The 19,227-nt window shown below is 71.5% G+C and carries 16 protein-coding genes, 1 other RNA gene and 1 pseudogene; 7 read left to right on the forward strand and 11 right to left on the reverse strand.

Annotated features, from left to right (window positions below; genetic code table 11):
• Nucleotides 1–40: 40 nt before the first annotated feature.
• Nucleotides 41–1,384 carry a hypothetical protein gene (locus N4G66_RS35490; RefSeq protein ID WP_261708413.1) on the reverse strand — a complete coding sequence of 448 codons (1,344 nt, stop codon included), beginning with the start codon at nt 1,382–1,384 and terminating at the stop codon, nt 41–43.
• A 476-nt stretch (nt 1,385–1,860) separates the two neighbouring features.
• Between N4G66_RS35490 and N4G66_RS35500 the strand changes: the two genes are divergently transcribed.
• Both N4G66_RS35500 and N4G66_RS35505 read left to right on the forward strand, forming a co-directional pair.
• Complete coding sequence (locus N4G66_RS35500; protein WP_261708414.1) at nt 1,861–2,211, forward strand: antitoxin VbhA family protein; 351 nt, start codon at nt 1,861–1,863, stop codon at nt 2,209–2,211.
• Nucleotides 2,208–2,780, forward strand: a complete 573-nt coding sequence (locus tag N4G66_RS35505) for a Fic/DOC family protein (RefSeq protein WP_261708415.1) — start codon at nt 2,208–2,210, stop codon at nt 2,778–2,780. Before N4G66_RS35500 ends, N4G66_RS35505 begins: the two co-directional genes overlap by 4 nt.
• A 259-nt stretch (nt 2,781–3,039) precedes the next feature.
• Here N4G66_RS35505 and rnpB read toward each other — a convergent pair.
• The 4 genes and pseudogenes from rnpB to N4G66_RS35525 all read right to left on the reverse strand — a co-directional run bounded on the left by rnpB (nt 3,040) and on the right by N4G66_RS35525 (nt 6,903).
• Nucleotides 3,040–3,453: RNase P RNA component class A (gene rnpB, locus N4G66_RS35510), an RNA gene on the reverse strand.
• A 118-nt stretch (nt 3,454–3,571) separates the two neighbouring features.
• A pseudogene (locus tag N4G66_RS46040) lies at nt 3,572–4,351 on the reverse strand (DMT family transporter); the annotation flags it as partial.
• Nucleotides 4,352–4,429: 78 nt separating this feature from the next.
• Nucleotides 4,430–5,374: a helix-turn-helix domain-containing protein gene (locus tag N4G66_RS35520; RefSeq protein ID WP_261708417.1), complete on the reverse strand. Its 945-nt coding sequence runs from the start codon at nt 5,372–5,374 to the stop codon at nt 4,430–4,432.
• A gap of 95 nt (nt 5,375–5,469) precedes the next feature.
• Complete coding sequence (locus tag N4G66_RS35525; protein ID WP_261708418.1) at nt 5,470–6,903, reverse strand: RNB domain-containing ribonuclease; 1,434 nt, start codon at nt 6,901–6,903, stop codon at nt 5,470–5,472.
• Between the two features lie 128 nt (nt 6,904–7,031).
• Between N4G66_RS35525 and yaaA the strand changes: the two genes are divergently transcribed.
• Complete coding sequence (gene yaaA, locus N4G66_RS35530) at nt 7,032–7,832, forward strand: peroxide stress protein YaaA (protein WP_261708419.1); 801 nt, start codon at nt 7,032–7,034, stop codon at nt 7,830–7,832.
• A gap of 69 nt (nt 7,833–7,901) precedes the next feature.
• Nucleotides 7,902–8,546, forward strand: coding sequence for a bifunctional 4-hydroxy-2-oxoglutarate aldolase/2-dehydro-3-deoxy-phosphogluconate aldolase (locus tag N4G66_RS35535; RefSeq protein WP_261708420.1), 645 nt, complete (start codon nt 7,902–7,904; stop codon nt 8,544–8,546).
• A 53-nt stretch (nt 8,547–8,599) separates the two neighbouring features.
• Here the strand turns inward: N4G66_RS35535 and N4G66_RS35540 are convergent, their stop codons facing one another.
• On the reverse strand, nt 8,600–9,616 hold the full coding sequence (locus tag N4G66_RS35540) for a zinc-dependent alcohol dehydrogenase family protein (protein WP_261708421.1): 1,017 nt from the start codon (nt 9,614–9,616) through the stop codon (nt 8,600–8,602).
• A 130-nt stretch (nt 9,617–9,746) separates the two neighbouring features.
• On the opposite strand from N4G66_RS35540, the gene N4G66_RS35545 reads away from it, so the two are divergent.
• Entirely contained in the window at nt 9,747–10,547 is an 801-nt protein-coding gene (locus tag N4G66_RS35545) for a helix-turn-helix domain-containing protein (RefSeq protein WP_261708422.1), read from the forward strand.
• Between the two features lie 12 nt (nt 10,548–10,559).
• On the opposite strand, the gene N4G66_RS35550 is transcribed toward N4G66_RS35545, so the two are convergent.
• From N4G66_RS35550 to N4G66_RS35560, 3 genes are read right to left on the reverse strand one after another with little or no spacing between them, the layout of a single operon-like run.
• Nucleotides 10,560–12,122, reverse strand: coding sequence for a bifunctional RNase H/acid phosphatase (locus N4G66_RS35550; protein WP_261708423.1), 1,563 nt, complete (start codon nt 12,120–12,122; stop codon nt 10,560–10,562).
• Between the two features lie 12 nt (nt 12,123–12,134).
• Nucleotides 12,135–12,878, reverse strand: a complete 744-nt coding sequence (locus N4G66_RS35555) for a zinc ribbon domain-containing protein (RefSeq protein ID WP_261708464.1) — start codon at nt 12,876–12,878, stop codon at nt 12,135–12,137.
• A complete protein-coding gene (locus N4G66_RS35560; RefSeq protein WP_261708424.1) occupies nt 12,875–13,726 on the reverse strand; it encodes a Nif3-like dinuclear metal center hexameric protein in 852 nt (283 codons plus the stop codon). The genes N4G66_RS35555 and N4G66_RS35560 overlap by 4 nt, the downstream gene beginning before the upstream one ends.
• A 243-nt stretch (nt 13,727–13,969) precedes the next feature.
• Here N4G66_RS35560 and N4G66_RS46045 point away from each other — a divergent pair, with 243 nt between their 5' ends.
• Complete coding sequence (locus N4G66_RS46045; protein WP_261708425.1) at nt 13,970–16,555, forward strand: hypothetical protein; 2,586 nt, start codon at nt 13,970–13,972, stop codon at nt 16,553–16,555.
• A gap of 48 nt (nt 16,556–16,603) precedes the next feature.
• Nucleotides 16,604–16,774 (forward strand): hypothetical protein, encoded by a 171-nt coding sequence (locus N4G66_RS35570; RefSeq protein WP_261708426.1) that lies wholly within the window; start codon nt 16,604–16,606, stop codon nt 16,772–16,774.
• Nucleotides 16,775–17,098: 324 nt separating this feature from the next.
• Here N4G66_RS35570 and N4G66_RS35575 read toward each other — a convergent pair whose 3' ends face one another.
• Together N4G66_RS35575 and N4G66_RS35580 are read right to left on the reverse strand one after the other, a co-directional pair.
• Nucleotides 17,099–18,055 carry a 3-oxoacyl-ACP reductase gene (locus tag N4G66_RS35575; protein ID WP_261708427.1) on the reverse strand — a complete coding sequence of 319 codons (957 nt, stop codon included), beginning with the start codon at nt 18,053–18,055 and terminating at the stop codon, nt 17,099–17,101.
• Nucleotides 18,056–18,132: 77 nt separating this feature from the next.
• Nucleotides 18,133–19,209: a Zn-dependent alcohol dehydrogenase gene (locus tag N4G66_RS35580; RefSeq protein WP_261708428.1), complete on the reverse strand. Its 1,077-nt coding sequence runs from the start codon at nt 19,207–19,209 to the stop codon at nt 18,133–18,135.
• Between the last annotated feature and the right edge of the window lie 18 nt (nt 19,210–19,227).

A 19,227-nucleotide genomic window follows, 5' to 3' on the forward strand; every position in this document is an offset into this window, starting at 1 on the left:
TTCCTATTGGTGGTGTCCTGTTGATGGCCTACGCCCGCGTCTAGATCCCTGAGCCGTTGCCGCGCTGCCGGAGGCTGAAGTCCACGACCACCAAAGCAACACCGGCCGTCTCGATCGTGGCCTCCACCCAGTCCAGGGCCGCTTCGAAGGGCACCCCGCTCGCGCCGAACCAACCGTCGCGCACCAGTTGGGCGAAGTGGGTCGGTACCAGGTGGCGGGTGAGCGCGCCCGCGGAAGGGCCTGGGAGACCTGGTTCCGCCGCGGCCGAGATCGCTGCGGCGACCTGGTCGTAGGGGTAGATCGCACCAGGGCTCGTCCGGTGCAGAGCAGCGGTGAAGGGCACCTGCTCATGAATACGGAGAAAGAGAGGGTCGTACAGCAAGCTGTAATCGTCAGCGGTCCGCCGGTCGCGCCTCGGCAGGCGGTGAACACGGCTGTGGAACTCGTCCAGACCGTGCCGGGCGTCGGGCGAGAAGAGCCCGTTCGGGCCGGGACGCACGTAGCGCAGCATGACGAGCGTCCCGGTGCCGACGTGGTAGTAGTAGGCGTCGAGGGAGCCCTCCCCACCGTCCACCACCCACCGATCGGTTATCGACGTGGCTTCGAAGTCATAACTTCGGTTGCCTCCGCGACTCGCGAACGCTCGAACGACGGTCTCACCGATGCCGCTGAACCTCGTCGCCGCCCGCCCGCGGATGTCGTCGAGCATCGGCTGGACCGCAGTCCCGACAAGCCCTCTGATAAAGGCTGCCCGGGCGGCTGTCCTGTCCCAGAGACGTACCGCCGAGAAGTCGTCAGGGGTAGCCATCCCGGATATCTTGGCGAAGAGCAGAAGAGCGTCACGCTCATCACGCCAGCGGAGCTCCCCCTCGCTCCAGCCTTCGGATTCGTCGAGCAAAGGCATCAGCCTTTGGACTTCGGCCTCGGCATCAGGGGAGATCTGCCGGAGATTGGCGAACACGGTGTCTGCGCCGACCGTGACAGGACCGCTTTCCGGTAACGACTTGAAGAGTGCGACGTCTCGCTCACCGCCGGCGCACCAGAGCCCTGAGACAGGCACCAGGCCTTGAAGCCTTCGCGCACGGGTGACGATGACCTTCCGGTCTCGGTCGGTCTCATGAGCAGGGCGTACGACACCCAGCCCCCAGATCCGTTCCGGCTGCTCCTCGCCACCTTCTCCACCCTGCTGTTCGGCAGGAGCAAGCAGGATCGCGAGGTGCGACTTGGCCTCGGGCCAGTCACGACAGGGTTGGGAGTAGGACCTTTCCTTGGTGTGGTCGGCATCGAGCAGACGAAGTAAGTCACTGTCAGGGCGCAGAATCGCCAGCCGCGGCGATCGCGCCGAAGACGGGAAATTTACCCGCCTTGGTTGTGCGAATGTCATCCACTCCCCCGAACCGCCTGCCACCACACCGAGCCAGGCTCAGGGGGATGGTAGCGCGCCAGCGCCGGCTTACACGTCCCCAGTTCTCGCCGCCCCGGCCAACTCCGTTACATATTCGCCCAGTTGCTCAGGACCAAGCCGCCTGACTCACCTATTGCCTGACGCCCGGTCAACGGTGCGCGGGTCGCTTTCCCCCGCGTCAAACGGTCCACCCTGGAAACGACGTTGTCCCGCAAGGTCGTCGAGCCGATCACCGAGGCTTTCGGCCGCCACTCCGCAGTCCTCGGCCTGCATGGGACAAGTACGCCATCGACGCAATGCCCGGCTCCGCCGCCCTCGCCGCACGTCCCCAGGTCCCCCGCCCCGCCCCGCCCCGCCCCGGAAATCGAACCTCAGCCAAGCCGGGACGGGACATTCACCGGAATCTGTACTAGAATCTGTACAGAATCGAGCCTCTATATGGGTACGGTGACAGTATGGAGATCCCTCAGGTCGTGACCGTCAGCGATGCGCGCGCGAGACTGTCGCGAATCCTGACTGACCTGTCAGAGTCCGGCGCGGATGCCGACCCGGTCCTGATCGGCGCCCACCGCAAGCCCCAGGGCGTCCTCCTGTCCGTCGATGCCTTCGAGGCGCTGAGCGGCCGAGCGGCACGGCGTGCGGCCGTCGCCTCGGCCACCGGCTCCATCGAGGCTGAGGGGCTCCATGCCTCCGATGCCTCCGATCGCGACACCGAGGCGTACGTGAAGGGCGATCTCGACGCGGACACTCTTGTCGCCCGCGCGATCGCCCGCCACCGACAGACTTCGGAGCGACGGGCAGGGTGAACGATCCGTACGCCATGCCCAACGGCGTGCTGCGCAACAAGCTCGGTATCACCGACCATCAGCTGCTCGCGGCAGCGGAGGCGGACATCACCCGGGCACGCCTCGCCATGCTCGCCGAACGCCCCCTACCAGGCGCGTACGACCTCGGCCATCTCCAAGCGTTCCATGCCGCGGTCTTCGGTGACATCTATCCGTGGGCAGGCGAGTTACGCACCGTGAACATCGCCAAGCGCACACCGTTCTGCCCGGCGAGAAACCTGGTGCCCTACGCCGGAGAGGTCTTCGGCCGTCTCGCCTCGTCCGGTCACCTACGGGATCTCCCCCGGCGAGAATTCGTCATCCGACTTGCCGCGCTGTACGGCGACTTGAACGTCCTCCACCCGTTCCGCGAAGGCAACGGCCGCACCCAGCGGGCGTTCCTGACCCAGCTCAGCACCGACGCGGGCTACGACCTGAACTGGTCGACCCTGGACCCTCGGCGCAACGAGGACGCCTCGGTAAAGAGCTTCCTCGGCGACAACAGCCTGTCGGAGCGGCTACTGGACGAACTCATCACCTTCACAGGGTGACGAAGCCGTCTCCCCGCCGGCAGGCGCGACGCCTGGTGTCAATCCCCTCGGACTGTGGAGATCTTCTGTCCTACCGGGAGCCCCGTTGCCATGTCCCGAGATCATCTGGCGCATCATCAGAACGGGGCGAATCTCCCCATGCACCCCAGGGCCCTACGCACCCAAAAACCACCACCAGTACGGCGCCCACCAGCGCTAATGCACTAAATCACCGGCATTGCTCTGACCTGCGTTCCTTCTGGTCAGAAACCCTGAGCGGCAGACGAGTCGGGCTGTACGCCGGGTTCTGTCGCCCGGCTGCCTCGCGGCGGCCGGGGAGACGGCCATCCATCTAGGGCCGGCGTTGCCGCCGGCCTCGTGCGGTCTACCCGCGGACTCGGGCGGGCAGCCCTCGAACGTCCGCGCAGAGCCGCCTTCTCTTCCGGGAAAGCGGCCCCTCTTGACCTTGCTCCGGGTGGGGTTTACCTAGCCGCCTGAGTCGCCTCAGGCGCTGGTGGTCTCTTACACCACCGTTTCACCCTTACCGGGAACCGGAGTTCTCGGCGGTTTACTTTCTGTGGCACTGTCCCGCGGGTCACCCCGGGTGGCCGTTAGCCACCACCCTGCCCTGTGGAGCCCGGACGTTCCTCGGGAAGGTCCACAAGAACCTCCACGCGGCCGTCCGCCCGGCTCGTCTGCCGTGTCGACCATGGTACCGGGCGGACCGGACGCCGAGGACCGGCAGTCGCCGTGGCCAGGACCGAGCCCGCCAGGATGAGGGCGAAGGCGGCGAGGATTCCGGAGGTCAGGCGTTCGTCCAGGAAGACGGCTCCCGCCGCGACCGCGACCGCCGGATTGACGTACGTGATCACCGTCGCCCGGGTCGGGCCCGCCTCCTTGATCAGTTCCAGGAAGGCCACGAAGGCGACGGCCGTGCAGATGACGCCCAGGCCCGCGAGGGCGGCCAGGACCTGTCCGGAAGGTATCGCGTCCGGCCGGGTGGCCGCCGCCGCCGGGGCGTAGACCAGCGCCGCCAGGGCCAGGCAGGGGGCGGTGAGGTGGAGCGACGGCACGTCCTTGAGGTGGCGGGCCACGATGACCGGCGCGGTGGCGTAGCCGACGACCGTCAGCAGCACCTCGACGAGCGAGCGGGCGTCGCCGCCGGTCAGGTGCGGGGCCGTGAGGACCGCGACGCCGGTCAGGCCGAGCGCGAGGCCCGCGATCCGCCGCGCGCCGAGCCGTTCCGTGTCGCCGAAGAGGCGGGCAGCGGCCACGCCGATGATCGGCACCCCGGCGATCAGCAGGCCCGCGGTGGAGCTGGACAGATGGCGTTCGGCGTCCGTCAGGGTCCACCAGGGGACCATGATCTCGATGATCGCGAAGGCCAGCATCGGGCGCCAGTGGGCCCGTACGGTCCGTGTCAGGCCGCCCTGACGGATCGCGAAGGGGAGCAGCAGCGCGGCGCCGACCGCGCAGCGCGTGAACACCACCACCGACGGGGACACCTCGTCCACCGCCACTTTGATCATCAGGTAGGGGATGCCCCAGACCACTCCCATCAGGGAGAACAGAAACCAGCCGCGTGCAGTCATGGCGGCAGTCTCGGTCACCGCGCGGTGGGGCGTCTTGAACGCTGTTGCGCTCCGGCGCCGGTGACGTGACCGTCTGCCTTACGGCGACGGGAACACGCTCGCGCGGTACGCCGCCGGTGTCACCCCCAGCACCCGGCGGAACCAGCGTGTCAGATGCGCCTGGTCCGCGAAGCCCACGATCCCGGCGACCTCGGCGGGCCGCAGTCCGGACTCCAGGAGGCGGCGGGCCCGGTTCACCCGGTGCTGGGCCAGCCAGGCGTACGGCGGTATCCCCATCGTCGTACGGAAGGCGCGCAGGAGCTGGTAGCGGGACAGGCCGAGGTCCGTGGCGAGGGAGGCGAGGGAGGGCGGGTCCTGGAGTTCGTCGGCGAGGCGGTCCCGTACGGCGTCGGCTATGTGCGCGGCGCCCGGGATCTCGTCGCGGTCCGGGCGTGCCGTGGAGTGGCGCCGGGCCAGCGCGGCCAGCAGCCACGGGAAGCGGGACTCGGCCTCCAACGGGTCGGGGCAGGCGCTCAGTTCGGTGTGCGCGGCGCGTAGCGCGGCGGCGAGTCGGGGGTCGTCGAGGAGGGGTTCACGGAAGTGCGGGAGGCCGCCGACGGCGCCCTCGGAGAGCAGGGACGGCTCCGCGTACAGGGCCCGGTAGGCGTAGCCGTCGCAGGCGGCCGGACCGCCGGTGTGCATCTCGCCGGGGGCCAGCACGACGATGGACCCCGGGCCGGTCCGGATGTGGCCACCCCGGTAGTCGATGATCTCCGAGCCGCCGACGCAGACGCCGATGGTGAACTCGTCGTGGGCGTGCGGGGCGTAGCGGTGCTGGTCGAAGCGGGCGGTCAGCAGATCCAGGGGCCGGCCGTCCCGACCGAGGAAGGCCCGGGTCCAACGGGCCTCTTCTTTCGCAAGGCCCTTCGCGGGGCCCGTTACGGATCCCGTTGCGGATTCCTTCACGGACGCGGTCGCTCCACGCAGTACGGGCACCGTCGGCCCCCGCCGTACGGTCCCGGTCGCCTCTCCCCGTCCGGCCATGGCCGCCTCTCCCCCTCGCCGCCGCGTTTGTGCGGTCGCTCCCAGGAGGTGAACACGCGCGTCCCCCGTTTCCATGCCTGCGTTCGTTCCCGGGATCAAGCGGGTGCGAACTGCACCTTCGCCGTTCCGGGGTCCGCCTGGGTGAGCCGGACCCTCAGGCGTTCGCCCAGGGGCAGCTCCGTCGTGCCGCCCGCGATCCGGGCGAAGACCGCCGGGGACTCCAACTGCACGGTGCCGACCGTCGGTTCGTGCTCCTGTACGTCCACCACGCAGGCCTCGAAGAGGTCACCGACCCGGTCCTTGAGCAGCGCGGCCTCGACGATGTCGACGCACTCGCGCTCGACGGTGCCCGCGCGCCTGCTGCCCTGCGCCATCTCCTTGGGCAGGGCGTCGAGGGCCGCGAGGACCCACTCGGGAGACGGCCGACCGGCGGCGGCCGCGAGGCAGATCTCCGAGGTGTAGCGGTCGACGAGCCGGCGCAGCGGGGCCGTGCAATGGGCGTAGGGCGCGGCGACGGCGGCGTGCGCGGTGACCTCGGGGAGCGCCCCGTCCCGGAAGACGGTGTACCCGGCGCCGCGCAGCAGCGTCGTGCATTCCTGGAGGAAGGCGGCGTGGTGCGGCCGGTGCGGGTCGAGGGAGCGGATGAGCTGCGCGTACGAGACGTGGTGCGGCCAGTCGATGCGCAGGGCCCGCGCGGTACGGCGCAGCCGTCCGACCGCCCCGTCCGGCGCGGCGGGCAGCGTCCGCAGCACTCCCGTGCCGTGCGCGAGCATCAGGTCGGCCGCCGCCATCCCGGTGAGCAGGGAGATCTGCGCGTTCCAGCCGTCGGCGGGCAGCGGGGCCCGGTAGACGAGTTCGTACGTCCCGTCCTTCTCGACGATCTCCTGTTCGGGCACGTTGAGCGAGATACCGCCGCGCTCGACCTCCAGGGCCTCGCGCAGTCTGCCGATGACCTTGAGCAGGGCGAGCGGTTCCTCCGCCGTGCCCGCGTCGATCTGCCCCTGTACCCCCGTGTAGTCCAGCTTGGCGCGACTGCGGACCAGGGCGCGGCGGACGCCGGTCGTCTCCGTACGGCCGTCCGGGTCGAGGTCGATCGTCCACAGGACGGCCGGGCAGGTCTGGTCCGGGAGGAGGCTCGCGGTGCCCTCCGAGAGCTGGGGCGGGTGGACGGGGACCTTGCCGTCAGGGAAGTAGAGGGTCACCACGCGCCGGTGCGCCTCGGCGTCCAGGGCTCCGCCGGGCGCCACGAAGGCGGCGACGTCGGCGATGGCGTACTGGACGCGGTAACCGCCCTTTTCGCGGCGTGACAGGTGCATCGCCTGGTCGAGGTCGTCGGACGTGGGCGGGTCGATGGTGAAGAGGGGGATGTCCGTCGCGTCGTCCGAGGGCAGGCGGGGTGGCCGCCCGGCCTCCGCGAGGACCTCGGCCGGGAAGCTCTCGGGCACACCGAGTTCGGTCCGCAACGCGCCGAGGGCGGCTCGCAGCGGAGCCTCCGGTGCTCCGGTGACGCGGACGTGACGGCGAGGCATGGGTCGAGCGTAGGCCGGGGCCGACCGTTGAGCACGCCGAGCCGAGCAGCGGAACCGGGCGGCGAAAGCGGCTCGGTCGTACCCCGTAGGCTGGCGCCCGGCCATATCCACCGTGAGGAGAACCAACCGTGCTCGTGCTGCTGCCGCCCTCCGAAGGCAAGGCGCCCTCCGGCCGGGGAACCGCGCTCAAGCCGGAGTCGCTGTCCCTGCCGGGTCTCACGGAGGCGCGCCTGGCGGTCCTCGACGAGCTGGTCGAGCTGTGCGTGGCCGACGAGGAGAAGGCACGTGAGGTCCTCGGACTGAGCGAGGGCCTGCGCGGCGAGATCGCGAAGAACACGGAACTGCGGACCGCCGGTACCCGCCCGGCCGGGGAGATCTACACGGGGGTCCTGTACGACGCCCTGGACCTGGCCTCGCTGGACACCCCGGCCAAGCGGCGCGCGGGCCGTTCGCTGCTTGTCTTCTCCGGGCTGTGGGGCGCGGTACGGGTGACCGACCGGATCCCCTCGTACCGCTGCTCCATGGGCGTGAAGCTGCCGGGCCTCGGGGCGCTGGGCGCGCACTGGCGTACGCCGATGGCCGCCGCGCTCCCCGAGGCCGCGGGCGACGGGCTCGTGCTGGACCTGCGGTCCTCGGCGTACACGGCGGCGTGGAAGCCCAAGGGCGAGGTCGCGGAACGGACGGCGACCGTACGGGTGCTGCACGCGCAGATGGTGAACGGGGTCGAGAAGCGTTCCGTCGTCAGCCACTTCAACAAGGCGACGAAGGGCAAGATCGTCCGCAGCCTGCTCACCGCGAGTGCGACGCCGAAGAACCCGGCGGAGCTGGTGGAGGCGCTGCGGGACCTCCGGTACACGGTGGAGGCGGAAGCCCCCGGCAAGGCGGGCAGGCCGTGGGCGCTCGACGTGGTGGTGAAGGAGATCCACTGAGCCACCCGTGACGTTGCAACATGCGCAACGACCTTTGCGCATGTTGCATACCCCGGGCAGGATGTGGGCATGGCTTCGTCATCGCCCTCGTCTCCGCATGCCTCCGTCCTGGATCTCGCGCCCGTCGTCCCCGTCCTCGTGATCGCGGACGCCGCTGACGCGGTGCCGCTGGCGCGGGCGCTGGTCGCCGGCGGACTGCCCGCGATCGAGGTGACACTGCGGACCCCGGCGGCGCTCGGCGCGATCCGGGCCATCGCGGCCGAGGTGCCGGACGCGGTGGTGGGCGCGGGCACGGTCCTGACGCCGGAGCACGTGGCCGAGTCGGTGGCGGCGGGCGCCCGCTTCCTGGTCAGCCCCGGCTGGACGGACGTACTGCTCGACGCGATGAAGGCGTCCGGAGTGCCGTTCCTGCCGGGGGTGTCCACCACCTCGGAGGTGGTGGCGCTGCTGGAGCGCGGGATACGCGAGATGAAGTTCTTCCCCGCGCAGGCCGCGGGCGGCACGGCCTACCTGAAATCACTGGCGGGGCCCCTCCCGCAGGCGCGGTTCTGCCCGACGGGAGGCATCGGCCCCGAGTGTGCGCCGGACTACCTCGCACTTCCCAACGTAGGCTGTGTAGGCGGCAGTTGGATGCTTCCGGCCGACGCGATCGCCGCACGGGACTGGCGCCGGGTGGAGGACCTGGCACGGGAAGCGTCGGCACTGCGACGTTAGCCGCAGCCCACTCCCACACCCGCTCTCACTCCCACACCCGCTCCCGCTCCCGCTCAGTTCACGCGGATGACCACCTTGCCGAAGGCCGCGCCGCTCTCGTAGTACCGGAAGGCCTCCCGCACCTCGTCGAAACCGAGGACACGGTCCACGACCGGGCGCGTCCCGTGCAGCTCCAGCGCCCTGTTCATGGACTCGAAGTGCGCGCGGCTGCCCACGAAGACCCGGCGGATCGTGGCCAGACTCGCCGCGTAGGCCGCGTTGGAGATCTCGATACCGTTCCTGCGAGGGTTGCCGGTGATCAGGAGCACGACCTGGCCGTAGAGCGCGGCGGCGCGCATCGACTGCTCGATGGTGTCGGGCCCGTTCGTCTCGACGACGAGGTCTGCGCCGCGACCGCCGGTCAACTCCCTTACGGCGAGGCCCCATTCCGGGTTCTCGGCGTAGTTGACGACGTGATCGGCTCCGAGGGCCTTGAGGCGGTCCGCCTTGACCTCGCTCGATGTCGTCGCGATGACCTCGGCGCCCAGCATCTTGGCGAACTGCACGACGAACAGGGACAGCGCGCCGGCGCCGAGGGTGAGCACGGTCTGGCCGGGGGTCAGCGGCTCGCCGCCCGTCAGGGACTGCCAGGCGGTCACCCCGACGCAGGGCAGACAGGCCGCCTCCTCCCAGGTCAGATGGCCCGGAACGCGCACCGCGGCCTCCTGGCCCAGGCAGGCGTACTCGGTCAGCATGCCGTCGAGGGTGGCGCCTGGCTGGTCGAACCGGTCGGGGGTGATCCGGCCGTCCAGCCAGTTCGGGAAGTACGTGCCAGCCACCCGGTCGCCCACCGCGAACCGGGTCACCTCCGCCCCCACCGCCACGACCTCCCCCGCTCCGTCGCTCAGCGGGATCACGTCCGGCACGGCCTTCAGCGGGTAGGTCCCCTGCAGAATCAGCAGGTCACGCTTGTTGAGGGAGACCGCACGGACCCGGACGAGGATCTCGCGGGGTCCCGGTTCGGGCCGGGCCGACTCGCGCGGGACGATCCCGTCGACGGTGCCGGGCGTTTCGAGGTGGTAGGCGCGCATGTCCGCTCCCTGAGTGGGCTCCCGAGTGGATGCGCCCATGCTGTTCGCAGCGGGAGCTCCGCTCAATTCCCGGCAAGGTATGACGAGTGCTCGCGTGCCGCTGTCGTACCCGTGACGTACAACTGATCGCATGACGACGGGTACCTCCACCGAACCCCCTCCCTTCGCCCGGGAGCTGCTGCGCTGGCGGCACGCGCGCCGGGTGAGCCAGCTGGAGCTCGCCTCCCGCGCGGGCACGACGCAGCGGTACGTCAGTTTCATCGAGCGCGGGCGTTCGGTGCCCGGCAGAGAGATCGTGATCCGGCTCGCCGAGTCGCTGGGCCTGACCCTGCGGGAGCGCAACGCGCTGCTCCTGGCGGCCGGTTACGCGCCCGCGTTCACCGAGTCGTCGCTCGACGCGGCCGCGCTGAAGCCCGTACGGGAGGCGCTGGACAGCATCCTCGAAGGGCATCTGCCGTATCCGGCAGTGGTGGCGGGACCGCGCGGTGAACTCGTCGCGGCCAACGCGGCGTTCGACGTCCTGACCGAGGGGGCCGCTCCCGAGCTGCTGGAGCCACCGGTGAACGTGCTGCGGCTGGCCCTGCATCCGCGCGGGATGGCGTCACGGGTGGTGAACCTGGACGCCTGGGGACAGCACATCGTGGAGAACCTGCGGGCCCGGTCCCTGCGCAGCCCCGATCCACATCTCGACGCGCTGGTGGAGGAGTTGGCGGAGTACGTTCCGGCGAGCGAGCCCGGCGCGGACTACCTCGGATTCGCCGTGCCGCTGCGACTGCGGTGCCCGGAGGGCGAGTTGAGACTGCTCACCACGCTCACGTCGTTCGCGACCGCGGTGGACGTCACGCTCGCCGAGCTCCATCTGGAGGCGTTCCTCCCGGCGGACCGGGAGACCGCCGGGATCCTTCGCGACCGCGCCGCCCGGCGCGGCTGACCAGCATCCCGCTCAGCGCAGATGTGAGGTGTCGTTGAACAACCGGACGCTCGCGTTGCCGTCCGCGTAGTACGCCACCGCCGAGATGGACGCCGCCGACAGTTCCATCCGGAACAGGGACTCCGGCGGGGCGCCGAGAGCCAGTCGTACGAGTGTCTTGATCGGGGTGACGTGGGTGACGAGCAGGACCGTGCGGCCCGCGTAGGAGGCGATCAGCTTGTCGCGGGTGGCCGCCATGCGGTGCGCGGTCGCGGCGAAGCTCTCGCCGCCGCCGGTCGGTTCGGCCTCCGGCGAGGCGAGCCAGGCGTTCAGGTCGTCCGGGTGGCGTTCGCGCACCTCGTCGAAGGTCAGCCCCTCCCAGGCACCGAAGTCCGTCTCGCGCAGGCCGTCCTCGATGACGACGTCGAGGCCGAGCCGGGCGGCGACGGCCCCCGCGGTCTGCCGGGTCCGGGCCAGCGGGGAGGACACGATCTCCTGGATGGTGCCGCGCGCCGCCAGCGCGGCGGCGACCCGCTCCGCCTGCTCCCGGCCCGCGTCGGACAGCGACGGATCGCTGCCGCCGCTGCCCGAGAACCGCTTCTGCGGGGTCAGCGCGGTCTCGCCGTGCCGCAGCAGGACGAAGGTGGCGGGGGCGCCCATGTCGGGGGCGGCGCTCCAGCCGGTGGTGGGTGCGGTGGTGGCCACGTTCTGCGCGGCCCGCACATCGTTCTCCGACTTCACGGCCCGCCCGTCGGTCGCCGACTTCGCGGCCCGCCCGGCGTCTGCCGTTTTCGCGGCTTCGCCGCCGGATGCGGATGACGGGGTGGGACCCGTGACCGTCGTCCGAGTGCCGCCCGTCCGCGGCTGGTCACGCAGTTCCCCGCGCCCCCCTCCGGGCGCCTCGTCGCTCACCGACCTCGCGGCCTCGCCGTCGGCGGACGGGGCAGGACCCGTGACCGTCGTCCGAGTGCCGCCCGCCAGTGGCTGGTCACGCAGTTCCCCGCGCCCCTCTCGGGGCGCTGCCGAAGGGGGCGTCTCCGCGGCACCGCGGGTGCCGGACAGTGCCGCCCTCGCCTTCGCCGCGCCGGCCGTCGCGTCCCCGGGCGGGCCCGTCGGCTCGGGCGCCGCGGACCGCGCCGCCCGCGCGTCCAGTTCCGCCGTCGACGCCGACGGCGACCAGGCCTCGCCCCGCTTGCCGGCGTCCATCGCCTCGTTGGCCAGCCGGTCCGCGTGCTTGTTCCGCTCGCGCGGCATCCACTCGTACGCGACCTGGGAGGGCGGGAGAACCCGGGCCGCCCGCGCCGCCAGCGGCTTCATGTCCGGGTGCTTGATCTTCCAGCGTCCGGACATCTGCTCGACGACGAGCTTGGAGTCCATCCGGACCCGGACCCGTGCGGTCGCGTCGAGGTCGCGGGCCGCCTCAAGACCGGCGACCAGGCCCCGGTACTCCGCGACGTTGTTGGTGGCGACGCCGATGTACTCGGCGCGCTCCGCCAGCGTCTCCCCCGTGGCCGCGTCGATGACCACGGAGCCGTAGCCCGCGGGCCCCGGGTTGCCCCGGGAACCCCCGTCCGCCTCGACGATGAACTCCCGCACGAGCCGAACTCCCTACAGGCCGGACTCGGACGTACGCACGAGGATGCGGTGGCAGTTCTCGCAGCGCAGCACGGTGTCGGGGGAGGCCGCCTTCACGTCGTTCACCTCGGTGATGTTGAGCTCCAGGCGGCAGCCCTCGCAGCGGCGCTGGTAGAGCCGGGCGGCGCCGACGCCACCCTGCTGGTCACGCAGCTTGGTGTACAGCTTGAGGAGATCGGCGGGCACGGTGGCGGCGATGACCTCGCGCTCCTTGGTGACCGTGGCCGCCTCGCCGTCGAACTCCTCGAAGGCGGCGTCACGGCGCCCGGTCGCGTCGTCGATCTTCGCCTGGACGGAGGCGTCGCGCTCGGTCAGCTCGGCGACCCGCTCCTGGGCGGACTCGCGGCGCTCCATGACCTCGAGGACGACGTCCTCCAGGTCGCCCTGGCGCTTGGCGAGGGAGACGATCTCGCGCTGGAGGTTCTCCAGGTCCTTGGGGGAGGTGACGGCACCCGAGTCGAGGCGCTGCTGGTCGCGGACGGCGCGCTGACGCACCTGGTCGACGTCCTGCTCGGCCTTGGTCTGCTCGCGGGCGCAGTCGCTCTCCTCGGTCTGCGCGGCCACGAGCAGGTCGCGCAGCTGGGTGAGGTCCTTGTTCAGCGACTCGATCTCGGCGTGCTCGGGCAGCGACCTCCGCTTGTGCGCGAGCTGCTGCAGGCGGGCGTCGAGGGTCTGGACGTCGAGAAGTCGGATCTGGTCGGCGGGCGCGGCGTTCAGTTGGGGGCTCCTGATGTGTCGGTGTGTGAGGCCGCGTGGGCGGTCCAGGGGTCGGTGACCGTCCGGGAGACGTGGACGCGCAGTCCCCATCCCTTCCGGTCGGAGATCTCGTCGAGCTGGGCGGCTGCCAGCTCGCACCAGGGCCACTCGGTGGCCCAGTGCGCCGCGTCGAGCAGCGCGAGAGGGCTGTGGGCGCGGGCCTCGGACACCGGGTGGTGCCGCAGGTCCGCGGTGAGGAAGGCGTCCACGCCGGCGGCGCGCACGTCGTCGAAGAGGCTGTCCCCGGAGCCGCCGCTGACCGCCACGGTCCGCACCATCGCCTCGGGGTCGCCCGCGACGCGGATGCCCTGCGCGGTGGCGGGCAGCCGCTCGGCGGCCCGCGCGGCGAGCTCGCGCAGGGTCAGCGGGTGGTCCAGCTCACAGACGCGGCCGAGGCCACGGCGGCCCTCGGGGTCGGTGGGGTCCGGCACGAGCGGACGTACGACCCGCAGGTCCAGCGCCCCGGCCAGGGCGTCGCTGACTCCCGGATCGGCGCGGTCGGCGTTGGTGTGGGCGACGTGCAGCGCGATGTCGTTCTTGATCAGCGTGTGCACGACACGGCCCTTGAAGGTGCCGGCCGCGACGGTCGTCGTACCGCGCAGATAGAGCGGATGGTGGGTGACGAGCAGGTCGGCGTCCAGCTTCACCGCCTCGTCGACGATGTCCTGGACGGGGTCGACGGCGAACAGAACGCGCGTGACCTCCTGGTCGGGGTCGCCGCAGACGGTGCCGACCGCGTCCCACCCCTCGGCCCGCTCCGGGGGCCAGAGGGCGTCGAGCGCGGCGATGACTTCAGACAGACGGGGCACGGGGAAAGGCTACCTGTCTTATGTCCCTGTCCGACCGGTCGCGGGCCACGGGGCCGGCGCTCGGGCGGCGGGCGGAACGCGGTTCCCGTCGCCCCGGCCCCGTCTCTCCACCATCGTTCAGCACATCCACCCCGTTCCCTCAGGCGAATCACGACATGGCCACCCTTATGTGTGAAGCAGCAGCCCGTCGCTCCCCCGTCTGTGCGTGCGAAAACTACCTTCGTCGCCGGAGGTGACCGAACGATGACGGCCGGTGCGACAAAACCCGTGGTGCAGAGCGAGCGCGAGAACGGCGCTGAGTACGGCGACGACGCGAGCCGGTGGGCCGCGCGTCCCGTCTGTGTGATCACCGCCGACGGCACCTACGGGGCACGGCTCGCCCGCGACGGCGAGTCCTGGTACCCGGAGCGCTGGACGCTGGACGGCCCCGAGCCGTACGCCGTACCGCTGCCCGGCCCGCAGCCGGAGGAGCCCGGCACCGAAGTGCAGCCGCTGACCGACGGCAGGGTGCTGATCCATCGCGCGGACGACGGGCGCCACGCCTTCTCCCTCCTCTACCCGACCGGGCCGGGCACCGGCGAGCTCCCGCTCGGTGCGGTGGAGTGCCCCGACGTCGGCACCGTGCTGCGGCTGCTGCCGCCCGCGCCGGACGGGGAACGCGCGTACGCCCTCGCGGTGGGCCGGGGGTCGACGGCGGTGTGGCTGGTGGCGGGCGGGGCGTTCGGCCCCGAGCATCTGGCCGAGGTGCCGGGCCACTGCTCGGGAGGCGTGTGGCTGGACCGCACGGGGCGCCTGCTCGCGCTGGACCGCTTCCAGAACGGCCGCACCAAGACCGTGGTCGTCGACCTGGAGCGCGGCGGAGAGGTGTCGCCGCTCCTCCAGATCGCCGACCACAGCAACGACCGGCTGCTCCTCGCGGACGCGGACAGCGGACTTCTGCTCATCCGCTCCGACGCGCCGTCCCCCGGCCGGGACCGTCTCGGCTGGGGCGTGCTCGGCAGCGCCCTGCCCGTCCGCTTCCCGGACTGCCTGACCGCGACGGGCTGTTCGATCACCCCGTTCGCGATCCAGCCGGGCCAGGTACTGATGCCGGAGTCCTGCGGCGTCGCCCTGCGCATCGACGGACCGGGCGGCACCTGGGTGGGCCTGTGGCGCCCGTCCGAGCGCCGGATCCACCATCGCCCGGCACCCGAGGGCTGGTTGCCCGGCGCCGGGCTGTGGACCCCGGAGGGGGTCCTCCGGCTGCCGTACGCCACGGGGGTCGTCCCGTGCGGTGTCGCACGGCTGGGAGCACCCGGGGGGACGGGGGAGCCGGACACAGGGGATCCGGCTCCCCCGGCACGCCCCGCGCGTCACCCGGTCCCCCTCCAGCAGGCGCCCCTGAAGATCGGCCGGCCGGCCGGTCCGCCCCACCCGGCCCCGAGAACCGGCCCGGCCCGGACGCCTCCGGTCCACCTGGCCCTGAGCACGCACACCGCTCGTGCCCCGGGAGCCGAAGCGACCCGCGCCGCCGACGGCGCCGGAGCGTCGCACGCCACTGCGGGCCACGCGCCCGAGGGCCCGGAGACGCTGTCGACGGTGACGAGCCTCACCACCAGGACCGCACCCGCCGAAGCGCGGCGGGCCGACACGAACCCGGGCGACGAGCCGGCCGGGGCACTCCCGCCCGCCGTACGGCTCGCCACCCAGAAGGCCGAACCGCTCCGGCCCGACCCGCGCCCCATCACCGGGACCACCGAGCCGGTCCCGCCCCAGCCGAGCCGCTGGATCAGGGTGTCCGAAACACCCATGACCGAGCCGAAGCCCCGGACCAAGGTCACCGAAACCCCCACGACCGAGCCCGGCCTCTGGACCAAGGTCGCCGAAACACCCCCACCCGGCATGAGTCTCAGGTCCAGGGCCGACGGAACACTCCCGGGCGGCATGACCCTCAGCATCGAAACGACCGAACCACTTCCGCCGGTCATGAGAATCGGCGGCGGTGCGGGTGCCGAAGCCGGTTCAGGCGCCGGTGCTGGAGTTGGTTCAGGCACCGGTTCAGGCACCGGTTCAGGCACTGGTGCTGGAGTTGGTGCCGGCACTGGTGCTGGTGCCAGTGCCGGCAGGATCGCGCCCGCCGGGCCGCTCCCGCCCGTCACGGGCCATGGCGCCCGGACCGCCGAACCCCTCCCGGCCGTCGCAAGCCCCGCTCACAGGACCACCGGACCACTCCCGGCCGTCGCAGGCCCCGCTCACAGGACCGGCCAACGACTCCCGGCCGTCGCGATCCCCGGCTCCGCGCCCGCCGAACCGCCCCCGCCCGCGGAGCACTTCTGGACCAGGGCCGCCGAAACACCCACAACCGAGCCCAACCTCTGGACCAAGGTCGCCGAAACTCCGCCACCCGGCATGAGTCTCGGCACCAGGGCGGGTGGAACACTCCCCGCCGACACGGGTCTCGGGGGCGGGTACGGGAACGGGAACGCGCCGTCGGCCTTCGGGGAGTTCCGGGGCCAGGTGGCCCTGAGGACCGCGGTGAGCCGTCCGGGGTTCGAGGCCGAACCGGCCTCGGCGCTCGCCGCCGTATCGAAGGAGCCCGCGGAGTTCCAGGAGGAGGCCGGACCCCGGACCGCACTGCCCGTCCGCCGGGCTCTCCACGCGGGTCCGGCCGACGCGGGTCCCACCAGCGCCGGCACCGGTCCGCTCCAGCCGACCGGTCCGGTGCCAGGGGACGCGGCCGCCCCGCCCGCCGGGAGTGCGGGGGCGGCATCCCGCACGGACAGGGAGGAAAGGGACGACACGGGCGAAGAAACGTCACCCTCCGACTCCCGCTCGATGACCGCACGTTAGAATCCCCCGGCTGTAAAGAAGGATCTTGCATACGGGGTGAACACTTCAATGAACGACTTCAGCACCATGGAAGCACCGGGCACGGACGTCCACGAGACGTCGGCGACCCGGTCCGAAGGCCACGGCAGACACCGCGGCCCGGTCTCCGGCCACGACGACGAGGCGACCCCTCAGGGCCGCCACCGCAAGCCGTCCGGCCAGTCGGCCACGAAGGCCTGAGGGCCGCAGGACAGGTCGGGCAGGACATCGCCCGACAGGAACGGCACGAACAACAGGCACGACGCCCAAGGACGGGACGGCCGACCCACACGACGGCCCGACGGACCCCACGGCACGCCGAACCGGCATACGGCCCCGCTCGCACCAGACGCTTTCCGGGGGTCGCGCAACACATGGTCGTGTTGATCAGGCCGTGAGCAGGTCATGCAGTCGCTCGGCTGGGGTTTCCCAGCCGAGCGTTTTGCGTGGGCGGCCGTTGAGTTCGGTGCCCCGGCCGTCGGGCAGGTGCACCAGCATCACGTAGCGGGTGGCGCGCCCGGCTGCTCAGCGGGGAGAGCCCGCCCCGTCCCGCTTGAGCCCCAGCACCTCCGCCGCCGCGAACGTCTCGCCGCTCGGCCGGTCCGCGTAGTACGGGGTGAGCAGCGCGTCGAGTTCGTCGTGGCTGAACGTGTCCTGCTTGCTGTCGAACTTCGCGGCCACCCGCGGTCGTTCGACGACCGCGACCATGCCACCGTGGACGACGAGGAGCTGGCCGTTGACCTGCGCGGCGGCAGGTGAGGCCAAGTAGCCTACGAGCGGGGCGACATGCTCGGGGGCCAATGGGTCGAGACGGTCGCCGGGCAGTCCGAATCCGGCGAAGACGTCCTCCGTCATACGGGTCCGGGCGCGCGGGCAGATGACGTTCGCCGTGACGCCGTACTTGGCGAGCGCCAGCGCCGTCGAGGTGGTCAGACCGACGATCCCGCCTTTCGCGGCCGCGTAGTTGGGCTGTCCGGCGGAGCCGGCGAGGAACGCCTCCGAGGAGGTGTTCACGATGCGTCCGTAGACGGGGCCGCCGACCGCCTTGGAACGGGCCCGCCAGTGCACGGACGCGAAGTGGGTTGTGTTGAAGTGGCCTTTGAGGTGCACCCGGATGACCGAGTCCCACTCGTCCTCGGTCATCGAGAAGACCATCCGGTCCCGCAGGATGCCCGCGTTGTTGACGAGGACGTCCAGTTTCCCGAACTCGGCGACCGCCGACTCGACGAGTTCGCGCGCTTGTTCGTGATCGGCGACGTCCCCGGTGTGGGCGATCGCCCGGCCGCCCGCCGCACGGATCTCGGCGGCGACCTCCTCGGCCGGGGTGGCCGAGGCCTCGCCCGAGCCGTCCCATCCGGGCTGCCCGTAGTCGTTGACGACTACGGCCGCACCCAGCCGGCCGAGTTCCAGCGCCTCGGCCCGGCCGAGCCCGCGCCCCGCGCCGGTGACGATCGCGGTGAGCCCTTCAAGTGGCAGTGACATCAAGGTCCTTAGCGGTTGTCGTGGAGGTCCTCGGCGGTCGTAGGGCGTCCCTGGGCGTCATGGACCGTCGTGGGGCGTCAGATCTCGATGCACGTCCGCAGGGCGGTGCCCGAACGCATCTGGTCGAGCGCCTCGTTGATCTCGGCCAGCGGCACCCGGTGGGTGATCAGGCCTTCGAGGTCGATGCGGCCCGCACGCCACAGGGCGATCGTGCGCTCGTACGACCGAAGGACGTCCCCGCCGCCGTACATGGAGGGCAGGATGCGCTTCTCGTCGAAGAACAACTCGAACATGTTGAGCTGGAGGAAGTCGTCCATGGCGCCGGCCCCGACGACGACGAGGGTGCCGCCGCGGCGGGTGTGGTCGTAGGCGGTGCGTGCGGTGGCGGACCTGCCGACGACCTCGAAGACGTAGTCGAAGCCCTCGCCCGCGGTCAAAGACTGTTTGGCGTCGGCCAGTTCGTCGGGCGAGACGGCCTTGGTGGCACCGAACCCGAGCGCGGCCTCCCGACGCGAGGCGACCGGGTCGACGGCGACGATCTCGGCGGCTCCCCTGAGCCGGGCGCCCTGGATCGCGGAGATGCCGACGCCTCCGCAGCCGATGACCGCGACCGATGAACCGGCTTCCACGTCAGCGGTGTTGAGGGCGGCGCCGAGTCCGGTGGTGACGCCGCAGCCGATCAGGGCGGCGATGTCGAAGGGCACGTCGTCGGGGATGGGGACCGCGCAGCCCGCGGCGACGACCACCTCCTCGGCGAAGGTGCCGGTGCCCGCGAAGCCGAAGACGTCACCGCCGGGACGCTTGAAGTTGGGGGTGCCCGCGTTCATGAATCCGGCCAGGCACAGTTCGGTCTGGCCACGCTTGCAGGCGGGACAGACGCCGCAGGCAGGCAGCCAGCAGATGACGACCCGGTCACCGGGCTTCACGTGGGTGACGCCCTCGCCGACTTCGGTGATCTCGCCGGCGCCCTCGTGCCCGGGCACGAACGGCGCGGGCTGCGGCAGGACTCCGTTCATCGCGGACAGGTCCGAGTGACACAGCCCGGTGGCCCGCACCCGGATGCGCACTTTGCCGGGTCCGAAGCCCACCGCCTCGACGTCGTCGAGGACTTCGAGTTTGTCCTGGCCTATCTCGTGCTGTACGGCTGCGCGCATGGTGCGGCTCCCCTCAGG

The organism is Streptomyces rhizosphaerihabitans (assembly GCF_025399795.1).
Taxonomy (GTDB): domain Bacteria; phylum Actinomycetota; class Actinomycetes; order Streptomycetales; family Streptomycetaceae; genus Streptomyces; species Streptomyces rhizosphaerihabitans.